The following is an 18,251-nucleotide window of genomic DNA, read 5'->3' as shown; positions in this document are numbered from 1 at the left end:
CAGGTTGTTATTGGCCGACTCCAGCTGCAACAGCGCCGGTTGGCCGATCAGCTCATCCAGTGGGAGCCCGGCCTCCAGCGAGAGCGCGGTGATGGACCATTGAAACCCCGCGCCATCGATCTGCTCGAGGCCATCAAATGTTTCGGCTACCAATACGCCAGAGCCCAGCGCCGTGTGCAGGCGCAGGAACCGGCGGGCGTCACCTGCCCGCAGCGCCGCCACCAAGGCGGCCGTCATTGAACTGTCCATGTTCACATCCCTGTTGATTCGCCGACAGCCTTCGCATTCAACGGCTCAGTGGCCGGTGTAATGCTGGGGTCCGTCTTGCGCGTGGCACCGCCGGCGGAATGGTCCGCCGTGGCTCCGCCACGTTCATCCAAGTACGGATTCAACCATGAATCCGCTGGCGTATGTTGTGATCCGTTTCCCACTGCCCCGTGGCGTGGCGCTCCGGCACCCTTGTCCATCCGTCATCTCCCTAACGCACGCGCGCATGGTGCGTCGCGCGGCGCTGGGGGTTACAGAGGCAATTGCGTCAGCAGGAGAAAGGGCTAGGCCGCGAATACAGCGCACGCAACGGCAGAACGCCTTTTTATCGGAGCAGGATCAAACGCATTTCAATGTTGAGCATTGCGACGCAGTGCTCAGTCGACCAACGGTCGACTCTACCGCTTTGGTGTGGTCGCGCAGCCGACCAACGGTCGGCTCTACCGTGTTGGAATGGTCGTGTGGGCGAGCAACGGTGGGTTCCAGCACGTGATCGCGTTTGCGATCCGCGTTATTCCAGCTGCGACAACGGCAGCGCGCGGAAATCCTTCACCGTGCGCAGCACGAAGCTGGAATTGACGTCGGCCACGCCGGCGGCGTTGAGCAGTTTGTCCAGCAGGAAACTGGAGAAGTGCTCCAGGTCGCGCACGTAGATGTGCAGCAGGTAGTCCATGTCGCCGGTGAGGGCGTGGCAGGCGACCACTTCGTCCCACTCCACCACGCTGTCGGCGAACACGCCGATGGCGTGCTGGTCGTGCTTTTCCAGCTGCACGCGGACGAACGCCTGCAGGCCCAGGCCGATGCGCCGGGGTTCCAGCCGCGCGCCGTAGCCGGCGATCACGCCCTCGTTCTCCAGGCGCTGCACGCGGCGCAGGCAGGCCGACGGGGAGAGGTTCACCCGGGCGGCCAGTTCGGCGTTGGTGGCACGGCCGTGCTGCTGGATTTCAGCCAACAGGCGCAGATCCGTGCGGTCGAACTGGGGTTCTCCGGCCATTGCTGCTCCGCAACATGAGGTGGACGCAATGATATTGCGCCAGTTGGGCATATCCGCGCAACTTTGCAAACCTCTTGCGCGCCCCCTGCCCTAGCATCGTCAGATGACTTCCCAGGAGACCACCACGATGGAAACCGCCACCGCCCCGCGCCGCGTCGAACACCAGCAGACCGACAAGGGTTACGTGCCGGTGTATACCACCGCGATCGTGGAACAGCCCTGGGACACCTACACCGCCGACGACCACGCCACCTGGAGCACGCTGTACCAGCGCCAGCGTGCGCTGCTGGAAGGCCGCGCCAGCAAGGAGTTCCTGCACGCGCAGGACGAGATGGGCATGAGCGCGCACATGATTCCGCGCTTCGACCAGCTAAACGAGGTGCTGGGCGCCGCCACCGGCTGGACGCTGGTGGGGGTGGAAGGGCTGCTGCCGGAACTGGATTTCTTCGACCACCTGGCCAACCGCCGCTTTCCGGTGACCTGGTGGATCCGCCGCCCCGACCAGATCGACTACATCGCCGAACCGGACATGTTCCATGACCTGTTCGGGCATGTGCCGCTGCTGATGAACCCGGTTTTCGCCGACTACATGGCCGCTTACGGCCGCGGTGGCGTGAAGGCGCATGCGATCGGCCCCGAGGCGCTGCAGCACCTCACTCGCCTGTACTGGTACACGGTGGAGTTCGGGCTGATCAACACCGACGAAGGCCTGCGCATCTACGGCGCCGGCATTGTATCGTCCAAGGGCGAATCGCTGTACTCGCTGGAATCGGCCGCGCCCAACCGCATCGGCTTCGACCTGGAGCGGATCATGCGTACCCGCTACCGCATCGACACGTTCCAGAAGACCTACTTCGTCATCGACAGCTTCGAGCAGTTGATGGAGGCGACCGCACCGGACTTCACGCCGATCTATGCGTCGCTGGAGGCCAAGGACCATCTGCCCGCCGGTGACGTGCAGGACGGCGACACGGTGTTCCAGAAGGGCACCGGCGAAGGCTGGGAAGACGGCGGCGATGTCTGATCGGTAGAGCCGACCGTTGGTCGGCTGCCGTTCGCGCGCCATTGCAGCGGGCGGCATGGATGGGGAGCAGCCGACCAACGGTCGGCTCTACCTGGGGATGGATTGAGCTCTGTTAAGGTCTTGGCCCTGCCCGTGCCGCTGTCCAACGCCATGCCTCTGTCTGCGTTCCGCATCCAATCCATCCACTTCGATGCCACCCACGTACACCTGCAGCTGGCCAACGGCACGCAGGTGGCTGAGTTCCTCACGCGCAACCCGCGGCTGGAGAAGGCGTCGGCGAAGCAGCGTGCGCAGTGGGTGTTGACCGACGACGGCCTCGGCGCGAACTGGCCGGCGCTGTCGCCGGCGTCGGCCACCGGCATGGTCTACGTGCTGGACCTGCTGTGGGATGCGCGCTACGACCATGCCATGCAGCGGCTGCATGCTCTGGACTGGAGACTGGACGCGCTGTCAGCGCAGGACCAGCTGCTGGTGGCCTTGTGGCGGATGGAAGCGGACATCAATAACGGCGGCTTCATGCAGTTCCTGTGCAACTGGGGCGACCCCACCTGTCAGCTGGCCCTGCAGGGGCTGCGTGCCATCGGTGCGGACCAGACGCATGCGGCGCTGGCCGGCATGCGCGGGCTGCTGGATCGTTTTGAGGATGATCCGGCGGTGACCGAGTTGAGCGATCTGTACGAGGCGATGACGCCTGCGGAGCAGGACGCGCTGGAGCAGTTTGAAGAGGCGTACTACGCACGCCCCGAGGACCTGGCTAGGCTCGGCGTGCTGCATTTCGGGCCGGAACCGGATGCCGGCCCGCAGCAGTGAGTACGCCCGGTGCCGACCAACGGTCGGTACCTAACGAGGATAGGCCAGCAGCACCACCAGATCATCGTCGCCCACCTGCTGCAGCGCATGCAGGCTGCCGGTGCGGGTCAGCAGCGCGTCGCCGGCCGCCACGTCGTGTTGTTTGCCGTCCAGCACATAGCTGCCACGCCCGCTGACGATGTAGTAGATCTCGTCCTTGTGCTGCGGGTGCAGGCCGATGCCGGCGCCTTTGTGCAGCACGCGCTTGCGCAGCACGAACGGCAGGTCGGTGTCGTTGGCGAAGAACGGGTAGGCGGTGGTGGGGCCGGCGCCGCCATGGGGGCCGGGCTGGGTGATCGCGATGTCGCGCTCATGCACCACGCGCGAGGGTTTGGATGCATCCGCGCCCTGCCCCGCACTGCGCACGTCGCAATCGATATCGCGTTTCAGCGTGGGTTTCAGCGTGGGCTGCAGCGCAACCCAGTCGCGCACGACCAGGCACGCCACGGCGTTTGCACCGGCGGTGCTGAAATGCGTGCCATCGGCCTTGTTCTGTTCGGGCACGAACAGGAAGTACGGCCGCGCGCCCTGCTCGCCCAACGCGCGGATCCAGCGCGTGGAGCTGTCGTTGAGGTCGATCAGCGCCACCTGCTCGCGGGTGGCCAGCTGCTTCATGGCCTGGGTGTACAGCGCGTGGGTGTCCAGCAGTGAGCCGAAGTCGTACAACAGTCGCGCCACCGGGCTGATCAGCACCGGCGTGGCGCCTTTGTCGCGAGCCAGCTGCACGTAGCGCATGAGGTAGTGCGGATACGCACTGCCGGGCTCGGTGTAGCGCGTGGGGTCTTCGAACTTGGCGTCGTTGTGGCCGAACTGGATCAGCAGCACATCGCCGCGTTGGAGCTCGGCGGCGATGGCGTCCAGGCGTTTCTCGTCGATGAAGCTGCGCGTGCTGCGGCCGCCCTTGGCGTGGTTGCGGACCTCCCACACGGTGGGATCAAGATAGCTCTGCAAGGCCTGGCCCCAGCCGGCCTGTGGCGCGCGCTCCGGGCCGTACGCGGCGGCGGTGGAATCCCCGGCAATGAAGATGCGGTGTGGGGCGCACAGCGCGCTGGGGGCGGCGAGCAGGAACGACAGCGACAACAGCAAACGCAGCATGGTCGTGCTCCTGGGTGGAGAGCTGCCGGCCAGCGGCCGGCACTACCGGGCGGATGGGGTGCCTGAGAGCTGCCGGCCAGCGGCCGGGACTACCGGGCAGATGGGGTGCCTGAGAGCTGCCGGCCAGCGGCCGGCACTACCGGGCAGATGGGGTGCCTGAATGACAGATGGGCGCCCAAGGGCGCCCATCGTCTGCCCGCGTGGGCGCATCGTTCGGTGGTGTCGCTTACCGAGCGAGCCAGCCGCCATCGACCGGCAGGACCGCGCCGTTGACGTAGTCCGATGCGCTGGACGCCAGGAACACGGCCGTGCCGCCCAGGTCTTCCGGGGTGCCCCAGCGTGCGGCCGGAATGCGGTCGAGGATGGACTTGTTGCGGTCCTCGTCGGCACGCAGCGCCGCGGTGTTGTCGGTGGCCATGTAGCCCGGGGCGATCGCGTTGACGTTGATGCCCTTGCTGGCCCACTCGTTGGCCAGCAACCGGGTGATGCCGGCGATGCCGCTCTTGCTGGCCGTGTACGACGGCACGCGGATGCCGCCCTGGAAGGACAGCATCGAGGCGATGTTGATGATCTTGCCGCGGCCCTGGGCGATGAAATGCCGGCCGGCCGCCTGCGAGATGAAGAACGCGGACTTGATGTTGACGTTCATCACGTCGTCCCAGTCCTGCTCGCTGAAGTCCACCGCGTCGGCGCGGCGGATCAGACCGGCGTTGTTGACCAGGATGTCCAGGCCACCGAGGCCTTCGATGGTTTCGCGGATGACCCGCTCGACCGGCTCGATGCTGATCAGGTTGGCTTCGATGGCCAGGCAGCGACGGCCCAGCGAAGTGATGGCGGCGATGGTCTCGGTGGGCGGCTGGATGCCGGCTACGGCGACGTCGGCACCGGCCTGCGCCAGTGCCACGGCGATGCCCTGCCCCAGGCCGGTGTTGCCACCGGTGACCAGGGCGACCTTGCCTTCCAGACTGAACGGATTAGCCATTGCGTATGCGGTCCTTTTCCAATGCGGCACAGACGCCGCCCGCGCGGTGCGGGCGGCGTGCGGGGGTCACTTGAGCTGGCAGATGTCCAGCACGTGCATGTCGGTGTAATCCAGGTTTTCGCCGCCCATCGCCCAGATGAAGGCGTAGTTGCTGGTGCCGGCGCCCATGTGGATCGACCACGGCGGGGACACCACCGCTTCGTTGTTCTGGATGACGATGTGGCGCTGCGCTTCGGGCTCGCCCATGAAGTGGTACACGCGGTCGTTCTGGCCCAGGTCGAAGTAGAAATAGACTTCGCTGCGGCGGTCGTGCAGGTGCGGCGGCATGGTGTTCCAGACGCTCCCCGGCTTGAGCACGGTCAGGCCCAGCAGCAGCTGCGAGGACTGGCAGGTGGCCGGCACGATGTACTGGTAGATGGTGCGCTCGTTGCTGGTTTCCAGCGCGCCGCGATCCAGCGCCACGGCGTCCTTGATCGACAGCTGCTTGGTTTCAAAGCGCGCATGCGCCGGCGTGGAGGCCAGGTAGAACTGCGCCGGGGTGGCGGCATCATCGGAGGCGAACACCACGTCCACGCTGCCCATGGCCACGTACAGGCCGTCCTTCGGGCCGAGCTGGAACACGGTGCCGTCCACGGTGACGGTGCCGCTGCCGGCGCCGACGTTGATGATGCCCAGCTCGCGACGCTCCAGGAACGGATGGCCGGCGGCCGAGGCCGGCTCGGTCTGCTTGGGCAGCGACAGCGGGCCGTTGACCGGGGCCGCACCGCCGAGCACGAAGCGCTCGTAGTGGGTGTACTTCAGCGTCACCGCATCGGCGTTGAACAGGCCGTCGAGCAGGTACAGCTCGCGCAGGTCGTCATTGCTGGCGCCCTTGATGGCGTCGGGATGGGTGGCGTAGTGGGTCTTGCAGTACATGGCGTCTCCAGAGCAGGGGTGGGGCAGCAGGTCGGCCCCGGCGCGATTTGGTCAAAGTGTAGCGAGTTGGTAAACCGGTGTCATTTTGCAGCGCACGATAGGCCAGGGCGGGCCCGGCGTGGTGTCCATGTCAGAAAAGCCGTGCGATCGGCAACCGATTGCACGGGCGCGTGGCGACGCGTTGATCCTGAACGCGCGTCGTTGCCATCGCGGCGCGCGTCAATCCTCGGGCGGTTGGCAGGAGTCGCGCACGATCAGGTGCGGGCGCACGCTGGCGATCTGCAGCGCGGCCTGGCCGTCGGGCTGGATCAGCATGGCCGCGGCGGTGCGCCCGGTGTCGCGGGTGTGGCGGCGCACCGAGGTCAGCGACGGCCACAGGCGCGAGGCCAGCGGGCTGTCGTCGTAGCCGATGATCGACAGCTGGCGCGGAATGTTGATGCCCGCGCGCAGGGCGACCTTGTAGATGCCGGCGGCCATTTCATCGTTGCCGGTGAAGATGGCGGTGGGGCGCTGCTTGCCCAGCAGCAGCTTTTCGGCGGCGGCCACGCCCGATTCGAAGGTATAGCCGGCCTCGACGATGCGCGCCGGGGGCAGCTCGATGCCGCGCTTGGCCAGCGCATCGATGAAGCCGGCGGTACGCTCGTGCGCCGAACGGTAGGCGCTCGGGCCGGTCACCAGGGCGATGTCGCGGTGGCCCAGCGAGAGCAGATAGTCGGCCGCTTCGGCGGCGCCGTCGCGGTCGTGGGTGACCACCATCTGCGAGGTGTCGTCCAGGGGCAGCGAGGCGATGCGGGTGAAGCGGACGCCGATCTCGTCGAGCATGTCCACCAGCGCCTGGTCTTCCGACGCACGCGGTACCAGGATCACGCCGTGCAGCTTCTGCTGCTGCACGAAGCGGCGCACGCCATCGATGTAGCCGGGGCTGCGCGAGTCGCAGGGGTGCACCACCAGTTCGAAACTGGAGCCGCGCAGCGCGTCCAGCGCGCCGTACTGCATGTCCACGATGTACTGCGCGGTGGGGTTGTCGTAGACCATGCCGATCAGGAACGAGCGCCGGAAGGCCAGCCCACGCGCCAGCGGGTCGGGCGTGTAGCCGACCTCGCGCATCAGTGCTTCCACCTTGTCGCGGGTGTCTTTACGCACCAGCGGCGAGTTGTTGATGATGCGCGAGACGGTCTTCTTGGACACCCCGGACAGGCGCGCGATGTCGTTGATCGTGGCGGCCTTGCCTTTGGTCAATCCGTGCGGCGACGGATCGGTTTTGCTGCGCAATGACATGTCGTTCAAACCGGGGATGAGTCAGGGGATTCTAGCGGGCAGCTCAATCGAGGGCGCGGTAGCGGAAATTGCGGAACTCCACCTTGCCCTGGCCGGCAGCGTACAGGGCCGGCTTCAGGGCCAGGAACTTGCCCGCCACATTGTGATGGTAGCCGGAGACTTCCATCTGAACCGGGTACTTCTGCCAGGTTTTGCCGTCGGTGCTGGAGTGAATGGTGACGATGTGACGGTTGTTGGTCACCCGCAGCCACAGCGTGCCCCCGGTGGCGCTGGGGGCCAGCCGGGTGGGGCGCTCCTCGCCGTAGCGGTGCATGATGAACTTCTCGCCGTTGCTGCCCACGCCCACGTACAGGCGGTCGCTGTAGTAGAGCAGGGCACCGCCCACCGCGCCCGGAGCGACGTGCATCTCGACCTCGAACTGGTAGGCCGTGTCACCGGCGATGGCGGTCAGCGGCGAGCTGTCGCGGGGCGTTTCACCCTTGCCCTGCAGCACCAGGCCCTTGCCGGTGAAGTCCAGCCGGGCGTACTCGTCCTGGGCCGGGTTGAAGAACGACCACTGCGGGCCAAGGCGCGTGCCGCGGAAATCGTCGGACAGCGCCATGCCGTGCGGGCCCACCGAGCTTCCCGAGGGCTTGGCCAGCGGCTGCCCGAGGTCGCCGCCCTTGGCCACGAACCAGCCGTCGGCGGTCCATTCGATCGGCTCCAGCAGCGCTTGGCGGCCCAGCGTCCAATACCCGTTCTCGTAGCCGTGGTACATCATCCACCAGCGCCCGTCGGTGCCTTCGATCACCGTGGCGTGGCCGCGCGACCACCACGGCTCGGCGGCCGACCGGGTGCGCATGATCGGGTTGTTGGGGGCATTCACCCACGGGCCGTGGATCGAGCGCGAGCGCGCAGTGATCACCATGTGCCCGGTCGGCGGGCCGGCGGTGCCGCCCACGGCGGTGGTCATGTAGTACCAGCCATCGCGGAAATTGATCTTCGGGCCTTCCTGCGCGTAGGCCTCCACGTCCCAGCTTTCCGGGTACTTCCAGCCGTCGTACACATGCTTGGGCGTGCCGACCACGCTCAGCCCGTCGTCGGCCAGTTGCACGTAGTCGCCGCCGCTGAGGAAGAGGTAGCGCTTGCCGTCTTCGCCCACCGCGTGGCCCGGGTCGATGTAGGCCCCCAGCCCGATGTCGATCGGCTCGCTCCACGGGCCTTTGATGCTGTCGGCCCAGACCACGAAGTTGCTGCGGGTCTCGCCGGTGCGGGCCGGGAAATAGATGTAGTAGCGGCTGCCGTGCTTGACGATGTCCGGCGCCCAGATCGCCCCCACGTTCTTGGTGATGGCATGGCCCAGCGGCTGCCAGTTGACCAGGTCGCGCGAGTGCCAGATCGGCAGGCCGGGGTAGGCATCGAACGAGGACAGGGTGAGGTAGTAGTCCTGCCCATCCTTGAGCACCGAGGGATCCGGCCGGTCACCGGCGAACACGGGGTTGAGGAAGGTGCCGTTGCCCAGGTCAGCCTGGCGCTGGTTCTCGATGCCGCGCTTCCAGGCGGTGGCGGGCTCGGCGGCGTGGCCGGCGCCCGCCAGCAGCAGGCAGGCGGTGGCGAAGCTGGCCAGGGTCGTCCTCAAACGCATCGTGTGTCTCCTTGAACGTAGCGTGGGCCGGCCGCGCTCAACGCGCGCCGGTCCCGGCGGTGCGCTGTTGCCAGCGCGGGTAGTCGGTGGTGATCAGGGCCTGCGGCCAGGTGCCGTACCAGTGGTAGCCGGTGCGGCGCTCGCGCGGAATCTCTTCGAAGCGGGCCACCCGTTCGCCCTCGCGGTTGGCCAGCAGCACCGAACTGTCCTGCAGGTCGTGGAAGCGCCCCCACAGCAGCGGCGCGCCGGCGTCGGCGACCAGGCGGCGGTCGACGGTGGTGCGATGGAACTGGAACTGCGCCGGGGTCGTCTCGAACGTCTCCAACCGCCACCCGGTTACTGCGTGCGCCTGGAACCACGCCATGGCGGCGTTGATGGCGGTGACCACCGCCGGCGACGGGTCCGGGATCGACATCAGGTAACGGACCACGCCCACGCTCTCGTCGGTGACCAGTGCGGGCAGTTCGAACTTGCGGCCCTGTGCAGGCTGCAGGGTGGTGCGGTCGTACTGCCCGGCCCAGATCGTGGGCACGCCGTCCTGGCGCACCTGCAGGCGCAGCAGGCAGGCATCCCCGGCGGTCACGGCGGCGTCCACGCGGGCACGCCGTTCGGTAGTGATGAAGCCGAACACCGGCTCGCGCAGCACGCGCCGCAGCGTGGCCAGCACGCCACTGGTGACGTCGTCGGCGAAGGTGATGTGGCCGTGGTACGCGGTGCGGGACGGCACCGAATGCGGCCAGCCACCACAGCTGTCGATCTGCTCGGCGAGGATGAAGTCCAGCCCGTGTACGGCGGCATCGCGATAGCGCACGTCACCGCTGCGCGCGAAGGCCTCGGCGAGGTAGGCCACCTGGGTGTAGATGTTGCGGTTGTCGAAGCTGCCCCCGGGCGTAGCCTGGTCGGCCAGCGCCTGTGTCTTGGCGGCATCGTCGAGGACCCGCTGCGGATCCTGGTTGACCGCCCAACCGCCGCCATGGCGTTGCAGGGCGACTAGGTTGTCGGCGATCTGCCGGTACTGACCGGGGGACCAGCGCGGGTAGTCCGTGCCGTGCCCACTCTGCCAATGGTTGATGCCGTCCTGGAAGCCCCGCAGGGGGATGTCCTGGCCCTGCGCCATGACGGCGCAGGGCAGGGCGATCCACAGCAGGACCGCGAGCCGCCGCACGTTTACGCGCGCAGCAGGGCGGGCAGCCACAGCGACATTTCCGGGAAGAAGGTCACGATCAACAGCACGCCCAACGCGGCGAACCAGAACGGCCAGATCGAGCGCATGCTCTCGCCCACGCTGATCTTGCCGATCGCGGTACCGATGAACAGCACCGAGCCCACCGGCGGCGTCACCAGGCCCAGGCCACCGGTCAGTACCAGCACCAGGCCGAAGTGGATCGGGTCGATGCCGTAGGCCTTGGCCACCGGCAGGAAGATCGGCGTGCAGATCAGGATCATCGGTGCCAGGTCCATGAAGGTGCCCAGCAGCAACAGCATCACCACGATCATCAGCAGCACCATGAACTGGCTGTGCGCGAAGGACTGCAGGAAGTTCACCGCGGCCGCGGGCACTTCCAGGTAGGCCAGCAGCCAGCCGAACACCGCGGCGGTGGCGATCACGAACAGGATCACACCGGTGCTGCGCGCCGCATGGGTCACCGTGCCCATGAACTCGCGCCAGTTGAGCTGGCGGTACAGCACGGTGGTGACCAGCAGGGCGTAGACCACGGCGATGGCCGCGCTTTCCACCGCGGTGAAGATGCCCGCGCGGATACCGATGAAGATCAGCGCCACCAGGCCCAGGCCCGGCAGCGCCGACACCAGCCGCAGCAGCACCGCGCGCCAGCCCGGGAAGATTTCCACGCCGTAACCGCGGCGGCGTGCCACGAGATAACCGGTGATCATCAGGACGACGGTCATCAGCAGCGCCGGCACGATACCGGCCGCGAACAGATCGGCGATCGATAGGCCACCACCGGCCGCGGCCGAGAACAGGATCAGGTTGTGCGACGGCGGCACCAGCAGCGCCACCAGCGCAGCGGTGATGCTGACGTTGACCGCGAAGTCACGGTCGTAACCGCGCTTGACCATCTGCGGAATCATCGTGCCGCCCACCGCCGAGACATCGGCGATGGCCGAACCGGACACGCCACCGAAGAACAGCGAGGACAGGATCGACACCTGGCCCAGGCCACCGCGCATGCGCCCCACCAGCGAGGACGCCAGCGAGATCAGGCGTTCGGAGATGCCGCCGCGCATCATGATTTCACCGGCGAAGATGAACAAGGGAATGGCGATCAGCGAGGCCGAGCCGGTGCCGGCGGAGATCTGCTGGACCAGCACCAAGGTGGGCAGGTCCAGGTACCAGAGCGTGGCCAGGGCGGCAGCGGCCAGCGCATAGGCCACCGGCACGCCCAGCAGCAGCAGCACCGCGAAAACGGTAAACAGGATCGTGATACCCATGGCTCAGCGGTCTCCCTCGGCAACGGTGTCGGCGTCGACGGGCAGCACAGCCTGCACCATCTGGTTCACGGCGAAGATCGCCATCAGTGCGCCGCCAATGCACAGCGGCAGGTAGTTGATGCTCTGCGGCAGGTTGGCGCCGGCCGCCTTGATGTCCAGGCCGTCCAGCAGCAGCACCGCGGCCCACCAGGCAATCACGGTGCCGAGCACGGCCACCACCAGCGCGGCGAACACATCCACCGCGCGGCGCAGGCCCGGGCCCATGTGCGCGGCCAGCAGGAAGAAGCCGAAGTGGCGGCGGGTATGCACGCCGGTGGCAGCGCCCAGGCTCATCGCGGTGGCCAGCAGCAGCAGCGTGACCGGCTCGGTCCAGCTGGGCGAGTCGTTGATGACGTAGCGTGCGAACACCTGCCAGCCCTGCACCACCACCAGCCCGAGCAGGGCGATGACGGCGATGTGGATGGCGACGTCGGCGATGACGTTGAGCACGCGCTGCGGCGCGCTGACGATGACGGGGGGTTCGGAAGTCGGGTCGGACATCGCGTCGGGGCCTCAGGCGAAGTCGCGGATGCGACGGGTAAGCGCGGCCAGCGCCGGCTGCTGCAGGTACTGCTGCAGCAGCGGATCGGCGGCCTTGCGGAAGGCCGGCATGTCGACGGCGTTGAACGTGATGCCGAAGTCGGCCACGGCCTGGCGGGCGGTGTTCTCCGAGGCATCCCACTGCTGTCGCATCACCGTGACCGATTCACGCGCGGTCTCGATCACCAGCGCGCGGTCGGCCGGGGTGAGCGCCTCCAGGCTCTGGCGCGACATCAGCAGCACGTCCGGCGCGTAGGAATGGTCGCTCTGCGACCAGTAATGCGCGGCCTCGAAATGACGGCTGGAATGGAAGCTGCGCATGTTGTTTTCCGCACCGTCGATCATGTGCGTTTCCATGCCCGAGAAAGTGTCGCCCAGCGACATCGGGGTGGGGTTGGCACCCAGCAGGCGCATCAGCTGGATGAAGATGTCCGACGACGCCACGCGCAGCTTCAGGCCGTGCAGGTCCTTGGGCTCCACGATGGGGTGCTTGGTGTTGTAGAAGCAGCGCGCGCCGGAATCGTAGATGGCCAGGCCGACCAGGTCGCGGGTCTCGAAGCCCTTCAGCACTGCGTCGGCCACGCCACCGTCCAGCGCGCGGCGCATGTGCGCCACCGACTCGAACACGTAGGGCAGGCACAGCGCCTGGGTCAGCGGAAAGGCGTTGTTGAGTGCACCGGAGTAGACCCGGGTGATGTCGATGGCGCCGAAGCGGGCCATGTCGATCGCCTCGGACTCACGGCCAAGCTGGCCGGAGTGGTACTGGCGCAGCTTCAGGCGGCCGCCGGTCTTGTGTTCCAGCTGCTGGCCGATCCACTTCACCGCGGTGACGGTGGGGTAGTCGGCCACGTGGACGTCGGTGGCGGTCAGCAACTGCGCACCGGCCGGCGCGCTGCCCGTTGACCGCGAACAGGCCGCCAGCGCAGGCACGGCAAGCGCGCCCAGACCGGTGCCAAGGAAATTTCTGCGAGTGAACATCTGCGCCCTCCCAAGCGGACTGTCCAAGGCTGCGCGGTTACCCGGCAGCGATGGCCCTGCAGGTAATGTCGCCGTAACCGGCGAAACGGATCAGTGCCTGTTGGCCTACGGCAATGTCGTGGATGCCGGTGGCGTTGCCGCTGGCGATCAGGTCGCCGGCCTTCAACGGCCTACCGCGCTGCGCCGAACGGCCCAGGGCGAAGGCATAGGCGGTACGCAGGCCACCGGGCAACAGGGTGGCACCGCCGGTACCGACCACCTCACCGTCGATGCGGGTTTCCGCACGCAGGTCGGCATCGTCCAGGCGGGTCCAGTCGGCGATCTCGGTGCCGAGCACCAGGCCGTTGTTGTTGCCGAAATCGGACACCACCACGCGCGGGCCGAGCTTGTTGATGGTGGCCAACGGGCTGCTGGCCACTTCCACGCCGATGAACAGCCGGGCAGCCAGCGCCTCGGCCTCTTCGGGGGTCCAGTGCAGCTTGTCAGCCGGGGCGTCTTCCTGCAGCTGGATCACGTACTCGGCCTCGACCGCGCCGAAGCCGCCGACGAACACCGGAATGTCCACTGTTCCACCGGTAGCATTTTGCAGATTGCGCGAGAAAATCGGGCCCAGCAGGCGGTCATCGCCCGAGGCATCGCGGCGCTCGGCGGCGATGTAGCCCACTTTCCAGCCCACTACCTGGTCGCCCCACAGCGCGATGGCCTGGTCCTGCACCTGGTAGGCGGTGACCAGGTCGGCGGGGATCGTGCCCGGGAAATCCGGCAGGGATCGGCCCTGTTGGCGGGCGCCGACGAAGTGGCGGGCGATCTCACCCAAACCGTGGTCTGGCAGGTCCTGTTTGCCGTTGTCGTTGCTCAAGCGGGTCTCCCGGAGAAATGTTGCACTGCCAATCGACAGTGGCTGGATGAGCTGTATATGGTAAACCGGTGTCATTGGCAATGTGCAGCGCATCAGAGGCGCCATCGTCAGGCACGATCCGGGGTACACCCCCACCTGGAAAGGACCGATGCGGATGCGCCGCCCCCTGTTGCTGCCGTTGTTGATGCTGCTGTTGCTTGCCAGTCCCCTCGCCTTGGCCCGCGCGGCCGAACGTTCTGTGCCGGCCACCGAACCGGCGGCCGGCGCGCCGGACCGCATCGAGCTGTGGCCGCACGGCCAGGTCCCCGGCGAGACCGGCCCGGCCAGCGTGCCCAACGTGATCGAACGCAGCACCGACCCGGCGCTGCCGGACCGTTACATCGACACCATCAGCGCGCCCTACCTGGTGGTGTACCGGCCGCCGCGCCCGAATGGCAGCGCCCTGCTGGTGGTGCCGGGCGGCGGCTACCAGCGCATCGTGCTGGACAAGGAGGGCACCGCCCTGGTGCCGGCATTTGTCGATGAGGGCGGGGTCACCCTGTTCGTGCTGCGCTATCGGTTGCCCGCCGGCCGCAGCGACCGCCAGGCGGCGCTGGCCGATGCGCAGCGCGCGATGCGGGTGATCCGCGCCGGGGCCGCGCGATGGCAGATTGATCCGCAGCGTATCGGGGTCATGGGCTTTTCTGCCGGTGGGCATGTCGCCGCGCGGCTGAGCAACGGCTTCGATACGCCGGTGTACCCGCACCGCGACGCCATCGATGCGCTCAGCGCACGCCCGGATGTGGCGCTGCTGATCTACCCGGTGATCGACATGGGCGCTCATGCACACACCGGCTCGCGTTCGCGCCTGCTCGGGCCGCATCCGGACAGCACGCTGCAGCAGCAGTACTCGATGCAGGAACACGTCCGCGCCGATACCCCGCCCACCTTCCTGGTGCATGCGCAGGACGACACCGTGGTGTCGGTGCACAACAGCCTGGTCTATTACCAGGCGCTGCTGCGGGCCGGCGTGTCCACCGAAATGCACCTGTTCCCGCAGGGCGGCCACGGCTTCGGCGTGCGCATCCCGCCCGGTTTGACCGTTGCGCAGTGGACCGAGCTGGCCCTGCGCTGGATCCCTTCGCGCCACACGGAGCCCGCGCGCCATGAGTGAGTCCCCCGCCGACCTGCAGCGTCGACGTTTCCTGCGCGACAGCGCGCGCTACGCCCTGATGCTGGGCGCCACCAGCCTGCCCCTGCTGCCGGCCTTCGCCGGCGTGCCTGGGCCGCGCGACGACGCCGCGCCGCTGGCCCGCGTACGCAGTGGCCGGGTGCGCGGGCAACGCGAGCAGGGGGTGAATGTGTTCCGCGGCATCCCTTATGGTGCCGACACCGCGCCCCGGCGGTTCCAGCCGGCGCTGCCCGAGGTGGCCTGGCGTGGCGTGCGCGATGCGTTGGACTATGGCAACGCCGCCCCGCAGACCGGCAAGGAAGGGCCGGGCAGCGAAGACTGTCTCTACCTCAACGTGTGGACCCCGGCGCTGCGCGACGGCGGCAAGCGGCCGATCGTGTTCTACATCCATGGCGGTGCGTACAACAACGGCTCCGGCAGCGACCCGCTGTACGACGGCAGTGCGTTGTGCCGGCGCGGCGACGTGGTCGTGGTCACGGTCAACCATCGGCTCAACGTGTTCGGCTACCTGTACCTGGCGCAGCTGGGCGATGCGCGCTTTGCCGACTCGGGCAATGTCGGCCAGCTCGACCTGGTGCAGGCACTGCACTGGGTGCGCCAGCATGCCGCCGAATTCGGGGGCGATGCCGGCAACATCACTGTGGTGGGGCAGTCCGGCGGCGGTGCCAAGATCGCCACGCTGATGGCCATGCCGGCCGCACGTGGCCTGTTCCAGCGCGCCTGGACCATGAGTGGGCAGCAGGTCACCGCGGCCGGCCCGCGGGCGGCCACCCAGCGCGCGCAGATCGCGATGCAGGCGGTGGGGGCGGCCGATGCCGAAGCGCTGCGCACGATGCCGATGGACGCGCTGCTGGCCGCCACCCGTGCCCGCGACCCGTCGCGCGTGGAGAACAGCAGTCTCTACGTCGGGCCGGTGCTCGACGGGCGTTCACTGCCGGTGCACCCGTTCTGGCCGGAGGCGCCCGCGCAGTCCGCCGGCATTCCGATGGTGATCGGCAACACCCATGATGAAACCCGCGCCTTCCTCGGCAACGACCCGGCCAATTTCGCGCTCACGTGGGAGACGCTGCCGTCCAAGCTGGAAAAAGAACAGTACGTGGACCTGCTGCCCTCGGTGGTGATCGCCGAGTACCGCCGCCTGTATCCGCACTACACGCCCTCGGAGGTGTTCTTCGCGGCCACCACCGCCGGCCGCTCGTGGCGCGGTGCAGTGGAGGAACTGGAGGCGCGCGCACGCCAGGGCGCACCCACCTGGGCCTATCAGCTGGACTGGGGCTCACCGTTGGACGGCGGCAAGTTCGGTGCCTTCCACACGCTGGACATCCCGTTGGTCTTTGACACCACCGACCGCGCCGGCTCGCGCACCGGCGACAGCGAAGCGGCCACGCGCGTGGCTGCGACCATGAGCGAGGCCTTGATCGCCTTCGCCCGCCACGGCGATCCCAACCACGCCGCGCTGCCGCGCTGGCAGACCTATTCGCTCGCCCGCCGCGAAACGATGCTGTTCGACGCCGCGTCGCGGCAGGCCGACGACCCGCGTGGCGGCGAGCGTCGTCTCTATCAGCAGGCCCCCTTCATCCAGCGCGGTACGTTCTGATGCGCGCGTCGAACTGGCTGCTGGGCAGCCTGCTGTTCGGTGCACTGGGCACGGCGCACGCCGCCGCAGATCCGGCGGTGCTGGATCGTCCGCCACCGACGCCGATCCGCGCCAGCAAGATCGTGCTGGTGGGCGATTCCACCACCGCCGTGCAGGGGGGCTGGGGCCCGGCCTTCTGCGCGCGCCACGTGACCTCGTTCCTGACCTGCACCAACCTGGCCCGGGGCGGGCGCAGCACCTACAACTACCGCGCCGAAGGCGCCTGGGCGCTGGCCGAGGCGGAGATGCGCACGCCCGGTTACGCGCGCACCTGGGTGCTGGTGCAGTTCGGCCATAACGACCAGCCGGGCAAGCCGGGGCGCTCCACCGACCTGCAACGCGAGTTCCCGGACTACCTGCGCCGCTACGTGCGCGAGATCCGCGCGGCGGGCGCGCAGCCGGTGCTGGTCACGCCGCTGACCCGCCGCCAGTTCACCGATGGCGTGCTGATCGACGATCTGGCGCCCTGGGCCGAGGCCGTGCGCAGCGTGGCGCGCGAGATGGAGGTGCCGCTGGTCGACCTGCATGCCCGCAGCCGTGCGGTGGTGCAGGCGCTGGGACCGGTGGCGGCCATGCCGCTGGCGCAGGCGGCGGCCACGCCGGCGCAGGTCAGCGCGGCGCTGGGCGGCACGACGGTGGGGGCAGCGCCCGTCGCGGGGGCACCGGCCGCACAGGACAACGCCGTCGCAGAGCCGATGGGCCAGGCCAAGGTCGCGTTCGACTACACCCACCTGGGCCCGGACGGCGCGGCGCTGTTTGCCACGTTGGTGACCGAGGAACTGGCCCGGCAGGTGCCGTCCTTGCGGCCGCTGCTGATCCCGTGATCGATAGGCATATCCCACGATTTCCTTCGAATGGATCAGTATTTCGGTGATCGTGGGGCGATTGGATGTGATTCAGATCAAACACGACATTCACCGCGATGGCCTAGACTCAGGGCATGCAAGACCAACGTAATCTCTTCCCGCCCTTCCATGGCCGTGATCGACTGATCGCGGCCATCGACCACGCGGTGCAGCACGAGAGCCCGCAGCAGATCGCCGCCACCCTGCGCAGCGCGTTGCGCGAGGCCATCGCCGACAGCCGCATCCAGCTGCCGGCCTGCGTGCACCATCCCATCGAAGACCACTACGCCCGCCGCGAGCTGTATCGCAGCGCCGCGCACGGCTACAGCATCGTGGCGATGAGCTGGGGGCCGGGGCAGGGCACGCCGCTGCACGACCACAGCGGGCTGTGGTGCGTGGAAGGGGTGTGGCTGGGCCAGCTGGAAATCACCCAGTACCGGCTGCTCGAACGCGATGGCGAGCGCTTCCGCTTCCGTGCCGAACCGGCGGTGCTGGGCGACTGCGGCAGTGCCGGCAGCCTGATCCCGCCGCACGAGTACCACACCATCCGCAACACCAGCGACGACAGCCTGGCCATCTCGGTGCATGTGTACGAGGGCGAGATGACCCGCAGCGCGATCTTCGAACCCGACGCAGGCGACTGGTACCAGCGCCGCGTGCAGGTGATGGAAACCGACGCGGCCTAGGGCCGCGCTCGACCCGCG

General features: G+C 68.0%; 18 protein-coding genes. 6 read left to right on the top strand and 12 right to left on the bottom strand.

Annotation, left to right across the window (positions count from 1 at the left end):
* A partial coding sequence (locus tag ACZ0AE_RS20580) for a hypothetical protein (RefSeq protein WP_463602034.1) occupies window positions 1-249 on the bottom strand: 249 nt, incomplete at its 3' end.
* A gap of 529 nt (window positions 250-778) precedes the next feature.
* Window positions 779-1,261 carry an Lrp/AsnC family transcriptional regulator gene (locus tag ACZ0AE_RS20575; protein ID WP_038691453.1) on the bottom strand — a complete coding sequence of 161 codons (483 nt, stop codon included), beginning with the start codon at window positions 1,259-1,261 and terminating at the stop codon, window positions 779-781.
* A 127-nt stretch (window positions 1,262-1,388) separates the two neighbouring features.
* On the opposite strand from ACZ0AE_RS20575, the gene phhA reads away from it, so the two are divergent.
* Together phhA and ACZ0AE_RS20565 are read left to right on the top strand one after the other, a co-directional pair.
* A complete protein-coding gene (gene phhA, locus ACZ0AE_RS20570) occupies window positions 1,389-2,285 on the top strand; it encodes a phenylalanine 4-monooxygenase (protein ID WP_463602121.1) in 897 nt (298 codons plus the stop codon).
* 150 nt (window positions 2,286-2,435) lie between these two features.
* Window positions 2,436-3,095, top strand: coding sequence for a DMP19 family protein (locus tag ACZ0AE_RS20565; protein WP_463602033.1), 660 nt, complete (start codon window positions 2,436-2,438; stop codon window positions 3,093-3,095).
* A gap of 30 nt (window positions 3,096-3,125) precedes the next feature.
* Here the strand turns inward: ACZ0AE_RS20565 and ACZ0AE_RS20560 are convergent, their stop codons facing one another.
* The 10 genes from ACZ0AE_RS20560 to ACZ0AE_RS20515 form a co-directional block, all read right to left on the bottom strand.
* Window positions 3,126-4,229, bottom strand: a complete 1,104-nt coding sequence (locus ACZ0AE_RS20560) for a GDSL-type esterase/lipase family protein (RefSeq protein ID WP_463602032.1) — start codon at window positions 4,227-4,229, stop codon at window positions 3,126-3,128.
* Window positions 4,230-4,455: 226 nt separating this feature from the next.
* Window positions 4,456-5,211 (bottom strand): 2-dehydro-3-deoxy-D-gluconate 5-dehydrogenase KduD, encoded by a 756-nt coding sequence (kduD, locus tag ACZ0AE_RS20555; RefSeq protein WP_038691455.1) that lies wholly within the window; start codon window positions 5,209-5,211, stop codon window positions 4,456-4,458.
* 66 nt (window positions 5,212-5,277) lie between these two features.
* Complete coding sequence (gene kduI / locus ACZ0AE_RS20550; RefSeq protein ID WP_141059009.1) at window positions 5,278-6,126, bottom strand: 5-dehydro-4-deoxy-D-glucuronate isomerase; 849 nt, start codon at window positions 6,124-6,126, stop codon at window positions 5,278-5,280.
* Between the two features lie 219 nt (window positions 6,127-6,345).
* On the bottom strand, window positions 6,346-7,404 hold the full coding sequence (locus ACZ0AE_RS20545) for a LacI family DNA-binding transcriptional regulator (RefSeq protein WP_051599021.1): 1,059 nt from the start codon (window positions 7,402-7,404) through the stop codon (window positions 6,346-6,348).
* Window positions 7,405-7,447: 43 nt separating this feature from the next.
* A complete protein-coding gene (locus ACZ0AE_RS20540) occupies window positions 7,448-9,028 on the bottom strand; it encodes a family 43 glycosylhydrolase (protein WP_463602031.1) in 1,581 nt (526 codons plus the stop codon).
* A gap of 37 nt (window positions 9,029-9,065) precedes the next feature.
* The gene (pelA, locus tag ACZ0AE_RS20535) at window positions 9,066-10,223 is read right to left on the bottom strand and encodes a pectate lyase (RefSeq protein ID WP_463602030.1); all 1,158 of its coding nucleotides are present in this window, start codon (window positions 10,221-10,223) and stop codon (window positions 9,066-9,068) included.
* Window positions 10,196-11,479, bottom strand: a complete 1,284-nt coding sequence (locus tag ACZ0AE_RS20530; protein ID WP_038691462.1) for a TRAP transporter large permease — start codon at window positions 11,477-11,479, stop codon at window positions 10,196-10,198. The genes pelA and ACZ0AE_RS20530 overlap by 28 nt, the downstream gene beginning before the upstream one ends.
* A 3-nt stretch (window positions 11,480-11,482) precedes the next feature.
* Window positions 11,483-12,019: a TRAP transporter small permease gene (locus tag ACZ0AE_RS20525; protein ID WP_463602029.1), complete on the bottom strand. Its 537-nt coding sequence runs from the start codon at window positions 12,017-12,019 to the stop codon at window positions 11,483-11,485.
* 12 nt (window positions 12,020-12,031) lie between these two features.
* Window positions 12,032-13,036 carry a TRAP transporter substrate-binding protein gene (locus ACZ0AE_RS20520; RefSeq protein ID WP_038691466.1) on the bottom strand — a complete coding sequence of 335 codons (1,005 nt, stop codon included), beginning with the start codon at window positions 13,034-13,036 and terminating at the stop codon, window positions 12,032-12,034.
* A gap of 37 nt (window positions 13,037-13,073) precedes the next feature.
* Window positions 13,074-13,895, bottom strand: coding sequence for a 2-keto-4-pentenoate hydratase (locus tag ACZ0AE_RS20515; RefSeq protein WP_137191449.1), 822 nt, complete (start codon window positions 13,893-13,895; stop codon window positions 13,074-13,076).
* Window positions 13,896-14,049: 154 nt separating this feature from the next.
* On the opposite strand from ACZ0AE_RS20515, the gene ACZ0AE_RS20510 reads away from it, so the two are divergent.
* The 4 genes from ACZ0AE_RS20510 (at window position 14,050) to ACZ0AE_RS20495 (ending at window position 18,233) form a co-directional block, all read left to right on the top strand.
* A complete protein-coding gene (locus tag ACZ0AE_RS20510; protein ID WP_463602028.1) occupies window positions 14,050-15,048 on the top strand; it encodes an alpha/beta hydrolase in 999 nt (332 codons plus the stop codon).
* Complete coding sequence (locus tag ACZ0AE_RS20505) at window positions 15,041-16,663, top strand: carboxylesterase/lipase family protein (protein WP_463602027.1); 1,623 nt, start codon at window positions 15,041-15,043, stop codon at window positions 16,661-16,663. The genes ACZ0AE_RS20510 and ACZ0AE_RS20505 overlap by 8 nt, the downstream gene beginning before the upstream one ends.
* Complete coding sequence (locus ACZ0AE_RS20500) at window positions 16,663-17,526, top strand: rhamnogalacturonan acetylesterase (protein ID WP_463602026.1); 864 nt, start codon at window positions 16,663-16,665, stop codon at window positions 17,524-17,526. The genes ACZ0AE_RS20505 and ACZ0AE_RS20500 overlap by 1 nt, the downstream gene beginning before the upstream one ends.
* Before the next feature lie 116 nt (window positions 17,527-17,642).
* Window positions 17,643-18,233: a cysteine dioxygenase family protein gene (locus tag ACZ0AE_RS20495; RefSeq protein WP_051598945.1), complete on the top strand. Its 591-nt coding sequence runs from the start codon at window positions 17,643-17,645 to the stop codon at window positions 18,231-18,233.
* The last annotated feature ends 18 nt before the right edge of the window (window positions 18,234-18,251 follow it).

This window comes from Stenotrophomonas sp. AC248, assembly GCF_979258185.1.
The sequence above is the reverse complement of the archived record's forward strand: the minus strand, read 5'-3'. Positions and strand labels throughout refer to the sequence as shown.

Excerpts from the sequence above, each read along its gene's own strand:
- ACZ0AE_RS20575 (WP_038691453.1), bottom strand. The coding sequence starts at position 1,261 with ATGGCCGGAGAACCCCAGTTCGACCGCACGGATCTGCGCCTGTTGGCT.
- phhA (WP_463602121.1), top strand. The coding sequence starts at position 1,389 with ATGGAAACCGCCACCGCCCCGCGCCGCGTCGAACACCAGCAGACCGAC.
- ACZ0AE_RS20565 (WP_463602033.1), top strand. The coding sequence starts at position 2,436 with ATGCCTCTGTCTGCGTTCCGCATCCAATCCATCCACTTCGATGCCACC.
- ACZ0AE_RS20560 (WP_463602032.1), bottom strand. The coding sequence starts at position 4,229 with ATGCTGCGTTTGCTGTTGTCGCTGTCGTTCCTGCTCGCCGCCCCCAGC.
- kduD (WP_038691455.1), bottom strand. The coding sequence starts at position 5,211 with ATGGCTAATCCGTTCAGTCTGGAAGGCAAGGTCGCCCTGGTCACCGGT.
- kduI (WP_141059009.1), bottom strand. The coding sequence starts at position 6,126 with ATGTACTGCAAGACCCACTACGCCACCCATCCCGACGCCATCAAGGGC.
- ACZ0AE_RS20545 (WP_051599021.1), bottom strand. The coding sequence starts at position 7,404 with ATGTCATTGCGCAGCAAAACCGATCCGTCGCCGCACGGATTGACCAAA.
- ACZ0AE_RS20540 (WP_463602031.1), bottom strand. The coding sequence starts at position 9,028 with ATGCGTTTGAGGACGACCCTGGCCAGCTTCGCCACCGCCTGCCTGCTG.
- ACZ0AE_RS20530 (WP_038691462.1), bottom strand. The coding sequence starts at position 11,479 with ATGGGTATCACGATCCTGTTTACCGTTTTCGCGGTGCTGCTGCTGCTG.
- ACZ0AE_RS20525 (WP_463602029.1), bottom strand. The coding sequence starts at position 12,019 with ATGTCCGACCCGACTTCCGAACCCCCCGTCATCGTCAGCGCGCCGCAG.
- ACZ0AE_RS20520 (WP_038691466.1), bottom strand. The coding sequence starts at position 13,036 with ATGTTCACTCGCAGAAATTTCCTTGGCACCGGTCTGGGCGCGCTTGCC.
- ACZ0AE_RS20510 (WP_463602028.1), top strand. The coding sequence starts at position 14,050 with ATGCGCCGCCCCCTGTTGCTGCCGTTGTTGATGCTGCTGTTGCTTGCC.
- ACZ0AE_RS20505 (WP_463602027.1), top strand. The coding sequence starts at position 15,041 with ATGAGTGAGTCCCCCGCCGACCTGCAGCGTCGACGTTTCCTGCGCGAC.
- ACZ0AE_RS20500 (WP_463602026.1), top strand. The coding sequence starts at position 16,663 with ATGCGCGCGTCGAACTGGCTGCTGGGCAGCCTGCTGTTCGGTGCACTG.
- ACZ0AE_RS20495 (WP_051598945.1), top strand. The coding sequence starts at position 17,643 with ATGCAAGACCAACGTAATCTCTTCCCGCCCTTCCATGGCCGTGATCGA.